The organism is Catellatospora tritici, assembly GCF_019083965.1.
Taxonomy (GTDB): Bacteria; Actinomycetota; Actinomycetes; order Mycobacteriales; family Micromonosporaceae; genus Catellatospora; species Catellatospora tritici.
Map to the genome: position 1 here is coordinate 87,583 of NZ_JAHRCY010000028.1, position 6,000 is coordinate 93,582.

Genomic DNA, 6,000 nt, shown 5'->3' on the forward strand with positions numbered 1-6,000 from the left:
CGCGGCCCTTTTTCTCACCTGGCCGGACCTGCGGCGGCGCCCGGCTCCGACGACTGCCCCGTGAGCGACCGTCGCCGATGACCGGCTGATCGTCCCCGGTCAGCCTGCGGATTCGGTGTTCACGACCGTCGCCGGGCCCGGTTCCGTCCGCTCGTCGGCAAGAGTCCGCGTGTCCGACGAGGCGACGGTCAGGACCGCGATCGGCATCGCCAGGAATATCGTCGCCAGACCCGACCAGGGAAGATCCTCGCGCCACATCCCGTTGGCCACAAAGAACAACGCGAATGTGGCACAGGCGACGCCGGCACCGGCTGCGGCCATGACACGGTTGTCACGGTCGTCTCCACTGTTGAGCGGTTGCGCCTGCACGAGAAACATCAGCAGCACCGGACCGGCGAAGGCCAGCGGAACAGTGAACATCGCCCAGGACTTCGGGATGAGATCGGGCACGTAAGCCAGCCACCAGGCGACACCACTAACTGTCCAGATCGCCGCCAAGATCATCACTGGTGCGACTCCTGCGCCGAAGCGCCTCAGGCGGGCAGCAGCCGCCAGAACGGCGAGCAAGACCACCGCGACCACCCAGAATGGCCGCAGGCTGGCGGTCGCCTGGTCCCACAGCCAGGGTGCCATCCAGGCGAAAACGAACAACCCCGCGATCCCCAACTGCCGGGTGGACCTTCGGGTCAACAGCACCACCGACACAGCACCGACGAGGATGATCCCGGTATCGAGATGATCTTTGAAGCCGAGGCGGGAGCCGTCGCGCATCAGCCCCAGTCCGTCGCGCATGGCCGCGCTGACCCGGTCGAAGACGGCCACGTTGGCGCGCTCGCCCACAATGGCGTCGAGGACGACCGCGCCGGCGCTGCTAAGCAGGCAGGCAGTGGCGAACACCGCCGCACGCAGCGCTCGCGGCGCGCGCCTGGTCGTTCTCAGGGCGGCCCAGGTGAGGCCGCCTAGTAGGGCCGCGCCGCCCAGGACGGCGGGCACGCCGAACACTACCGACAGGCCGACCAGTGGGGGGCTGACGGCGCCGACGAGAAGCCGGGGGCCGAACAGGAGCAGAACTATACCCAGGGCAAACGCTTGCTGTTGCGTTTCGGTGAGCGCGACAGCCCGCCCACCGAGCAGCACCCCGACGCTTACCATCGCTACCAAGGCGGAGTAGACGAGGGAGAATGGACGGTAGTAGCCGGCCGCCACGGCGGCGAAGTACACCACGGCCCCTGTGGCGGTCGCGGCGACGAGGACCTCGGCCCACCGCCGGTGCGGCTCGACCCGGCCGGCGAACCAGAGTCCCGCGTCGACAGTGCCCGATACCGCCTGCACGCCCAGCCAGATGAGCAGCAGCCCCCCTGCGCCGACGGCCGCACCGGACATGACGTTCAGCGCGAGCACTCCGTACGACAGCTGCAGTTGCGGTGCCACCATGTGCGCGAGCGCCGTCAAGGCCCCGACGAGGAACGGCGCCGCCGCGCAGGCCGCCGCGGTCCAGCGCGGACTGCGAGCCCGCAGCGCCAGCGGCACGCAGCCCAGTGCGGCCCACGATGCTGCGGCGAAGATCCCGAAGACCGTGCCGAATCCGGCCCAGCGCAGCCGGAAGATCAGATGGGCCGCCTCGTGCGTGTAGTAAACGACGATCATGACGCCGTACGAGGCGCCGAGCGCGAGCACTCCCAGCCGTATCAGCCGTGCTCGTAGCGTCGGCCCCGGAATCGCGTAGACGACCATCGCCGCACCTGCGGCCAGACCTAGCAACGCCACCAGCGCTGCGGGATAGAGTAGTGGCGCTGTGGACGGACGCATCAGCGGCGCGGTCCAGTCGTTGTCCGCCCCGACCGTGGGGACCTCGGCCCACGCGATCACCGCGATGACGTAGCCGGCGCAGGCCAACAGCATCGCGACAGCCACGGCTGCGACCGCCGGCCGGCCAAGGCCCACGGTCGTCAGCCTGTGCCTACGCCACCAGCGCATGACGGCTCGTGGCCACGGCTCGAGACGGCCGATGAGAGGGGTCACGGTCACAAGAATCCAACCCGGTCATGCTCTTGGCCATCGGCGGTCCGTCCATCGTTCACCGAAAGGCAGCGCCGGGTACCGGTCGGCCACGTCTGCAGGGTCTGGATCACCGATGCCCTACGCGGACAGGCGGCCATCCTGGAACGCCCACGCGTGGACCGCCTCCTCGATGAATCCCTCATCCACGACCCGGACCCGCTGCACCTAATTTAGCCTTCGGCCTCGACGACAAGACCGCGATCTGCACCGCCGCGTCAGCCCGGCAGATCCTTGAGACCGAAGCAGAACGGCACGCCATCGCCAGTTCACTCGAACCCAAGTGGCCACAACAGCGAGCTGTGGCCCCACCTGGGAGCGAGACGTGGCTCCACTTGTTGATCGACAAGACCTTGATCACGGATGGGTTCAGGCCCCGGCGACTTCAGCGGCTTGCAGGGACTGCGGTCACTGTCCGTACGGAATTTCAGCGCCGCCTACCCCAGCCTGGGCTGCGGCGACATCCTGATTTGTCGATGAGTGTGCGCAAACATAATCCGGCTTGCGGTGCCAGTGCGCAGCGGGATCCGATGGAGCTGTATGAAAGGTGCTGGTCATAGCCCAGAAGGTTGATCGTCGGCATGGAACCGGCGCCAGAATTCTGCGTCCTCGTGGGCGTGGGCGAGGCAGGACCGCATGTGATGTGATCTCAGCGGGCCGGCCCACCTGAATCGGCGGACGAGTCGCCGCCTGACGTTCGTGTTGAGTGTTTGCCCTGACTGGAAGACCTGCGCAGAGGCAGAGCGAGCCGTATTCGAATACGGGCCGGGCACGCTACTGCTCGTCGGCGGCCCGGATCTTGGTCGCGTCGATCGTGCCCAGGGTCCGCCAGCGGCCGTCCCACCAGTACTGCCAGGTAAAGGTGTCGAGGTAGGGATACTGTCGGGTGCTGTTGCATTGAGCGTTGGCATGATCGCGGGCACACTCGAGCGGTGAAGTCCTCGCCTCGTTCACGTTCGTGGCTGCCGGTGAAGTCGGCGTTCGCCGGGTTCCGGTTTCCGCCGGAGGTGATCGTGGTCGCGGTCCGGTGGTACCTGCGCTACGGCTTGTCCTACCGTGACGTCGAGGAGTTGCTGGTCGAGCGGCGTGTCGAGGTCGATCACGTCACGGTGTTCCGCTGGGTGCAGCGGTTCACCCCGCTGCTGGCCGACGCTGCGCGGTTTTGCCGGCACTCGCCGGGTGACCGGTGGTTCGTCGACGAGACGTACGTGAAGGTCGGCGGGGTGTGGCGGTATGTGTACCGGCCGTCGACCAGCACGGGCAGGTCATCGACGTACTCGTGTCCACCCGCCGCGATGCCGCGGCGGCCCGCAGGTTCTTCGGCAGGGCGCTGTCGACGTTCAAGACCCCGACGGAGGTGGTCACCGACGCTGCCGCGGTCTACCCGGCGGTGCTGGATAACCTCGTGCCGCAGGCGTGGTATCACGTCGAGCGGTACGCGAACAACCGGATCGAGGCTGATCACAGCCAGCTCAAACACCGGTTGAGACCCATGCGCGGGCTACGGACCGACAAGACAGCACAGGTGATCATCATCGGACACGCGTTCATGCAGAACCGCGACGCGGACACTACGAACTCGCCACCGACGTCCCGCCCGCCCGGCGAGTCGCAGCAGCGTTCGCCGAACTCATCAACGCGATCTGATTCGAGGCCGCAACCAAGATCCACCATGTCCGGCGATCCGATAATGCAACAGCGCCGGTCGGGCCGCCCGTTCGTCGATCGGATGGCACACGGTCGCTCTTGCCCGGCTGAAGGCGGCATTGAGTGCTGGGCAATCCAAGGCGATGCCCCTACTCGCGCTCCGTCATGTCGACGTTGCTCCGTCTGCAGTGGGCCTGGACGGCACAGTCTTGCCACCCTCCAGAACCGCCGGTACGACCAGCAACTTCAATGATCGGCTCTATGATCGTCTTGATCGGATCCGGAATCACGGCCACCATTCCAAGTAGACGCTTGACATCGATGGATGGGTCGGGTGGGATACCAAACATGTCCTTGGAATCCGACGTCGGGCGGCGGATTGTCGGCGACCCCCTCGCCCTACGGGCACTGGCACACCCTTTGCGCCTCAAGCTGCTCGCACTCGTCGGTAGCGAAGGTCCCGTCACCGCCGCAGATGTGGGTCGGCAGCTTGGCATCAGTCAGGCGCTGGCCTCCCACCACCTTCGCCAGCTCGCCAAATACGGTTTCGTGGAACACGCCGACGCGCCCGACAACCGGGAACGACCCTGGCGGGTCACCGCCGTTTCGCACCGGTTCGAGGCGGCGGACGGATCCTCCGAATCCTGGGAGTCGGTCGAACTGCTCAACCGCCATCTCGTCGAACAGGCCGCGTCCCAGCTCGCCGACTGGCAGCAGCGCCGTGCCGACGAGGATCCCGGCTGGGCCGAACACGCCGGAGTCTCCCAAACCCTGCTCTACCTGACGCTCGACGAGTTCGCCGAACTTAAACGGCGCTGGGACGAACTCATCGCGCCGCTCGCCAGACGACGACCACGCGACGACGCCGCCGACCGGTCCGCCGATGCCGTGCCGGTGAATCTCACACTCGTGTCCGCACCCCTGCGCTACGACCACACCCCTGGGGGCCTGACATGCGACGACTCTGGCGACTCCTGAGCGGCCACCGCGACCTGCGACTGCTGCTGACCGCAAACCTGATCTCCCTGACCGGTGACTGGATCCTGCGCACCGGACTCGCGTACCAGATTTACGTCCTGACCGGCTCCACGCTCGCCTCCGCCGTATCGGTCCTGGCCTCGCTGCTTCCCCAGATCGTGCTCGGCTCGATCGCCGGCGTCTACGCCGACCGGTGGGACCGCCGCCTCACCATGGTCGTCACCAACCTGCTGATGGCCGTGGCCCTGCTTCCGCTGCTCGTGGTGCAACACGCCGACCAAGTGTGGATGGTCTACCTGGTGATCGCGGTGCAGAGCTGCCTCGCACCGTTCTTCATCTCGGCAGAGGCCGCGCTCGTGCCATTGCTGGCGGCGGCCGACGACCTCGTCACCGTCAACTCCCTCAACGGACAGGTCCGTGACGTGGCCCGCCTGACCGGCGCGGCATTGGGCGGGGTGATCGCCGCGTTCGGCGGGTTCGCGCTGCTCGGCACCGTGGACATGCTGACGTTCGCACTGGCGGCGGTGCTGCTGTGGCTCATCCGGGCCAGGCGCGCCTCCGGCCCGGCGACGCATCCACACGTGCTGCGGCAATGGGCCGAAGGCATGCGCATCGCACTGTCCAGCCGAGTCCTGAAGGTGTTCCTCGCCTTCACCGTCATCACCGGCGTCGGCGAAGCCATCATGGGTACGCTGATGGCGCCATTCGTTCACGACGTGCTCGGCGGCGACGCCCGCGCATTCGGGGTGATCATGGCAGCGCAGGCGGTCGGCGGCATCGTGGGCGGCCTGACCGCGACCCTGATCGCCCACCGGTTCTCTCCACGACGGATGTTCGGCTGGGGAGCGGTGATCTTCGGCGCACTCGATCTGGTGCTGTTCCTGTACCCACTGGTCGCGCGCGTGCTCTGGCCCGCACCGGTCATCATCGCGCTCGTCGGACTGCCGGTCGCGTTCCTCGCCGCCGGCGGCATGACGATCTTCCAGAACGCGACCGACGACGACCACCGCGGTCGGGTGTTCGGCGCAACCGCTGCCGCCAAGAGCGCGGCGATGCTGCTCGGCACGGTCGTGGCGGGCACCCTCGGCGAACGCATCGGAATCCTGCCGGTCATCGCCGTCCAGGGCGCGGTCTACTGCCTGGCCGGACTCGTCGTGCTGCTCGCCCTGCCCAAGACCGCGCCGGTGGAGCCCGAGCTCGCTCCTGCCGTTCCGGTCTGACCGGCGGCTCGGCGACCCACCCACGACGGCGACGACGAAAACCCGACGTGGTGCCGTGACCGCGATACTTCGTGGTCACGGCCCCCCCGGAACGGGA

At 67.4% G+C, this 6,000-nt stretch carries 4 protein-coding genes and 1 pseudogene; 3 read left to right on the plus strand and 2 right to left on the minus strand.

What is annotated here, in order from left to right:
- Positions 1–99: 99 nt before the first annotated feature.
- Both KUA19_RS37300 and KUA19_RS37305 read right to left on the minus strand, forming a co-directional pair.
- Positions 100–1,914 carry a hypothetical protein gene (locus tag KUA19_RS37300; RefSeq protein ID WP_217403841.1) on the minus strand — a complete coding sequence of 605 codons (1,815 nt, stop codon included), beginning with the start codon at positions 1,912–1,914 and terminating at the stop codon, positions 100–102.
- 918 nt (positions 1,915–2,832) lie between these two features.
- Positions 2,833–3,012 carry a hypothetical protein gene (locus KUA19_RS37305; RefSeq protein ID WP_217403875.1) on the minus strand — a complete coding sequence of 60 codons (180 nt, stop codon included), beginning with the start codon at positions 3,010–3,012 and terminating at the stop codon, positions 2,833–2,835.
- Positions 3,013–3,026: 14 nt separating this feature from the next.
- Here KUA19_RS37305 and KUA19_RS37310 point away from each other — a divergent pair.
- From KUA19_RS37310 to KUA19_RS37320, 3 genes and pseudogenes are all read left to right on the plus strand, one after another.
- Positions 3,027–3,705 (plus strand): annotated as a pseudogene (locus KUA19_RS37310) (IS6 family transposase).
- Between the two features lie 348 nt (positions 3,706–4,053).
- Complete coding sequence (locus KUA19_RS37315) at positions 4,054–4,683, plus strand: helix-turn-helix domain-containing protein (protein WP_217403843.1); 630 nt, start codon at positions 4,054–4,056, stop codon at positions 4,681–4,683.
- A complete protein-coding gene (locus KUA19_RS37320; protein ID WP_217403845.1) occupies positions 4,659–5,903 on the plus strand; it encodes an MFS transporter in 1,245 nt (414 codons plus the stop codon). Before KUA19_RS37315 ends, KUA19_RS37320 begins: the two co-directional genes overlap by 25 nt.
- Positions 5,904–6,000 lie beyond the last annotated feature (97 nt).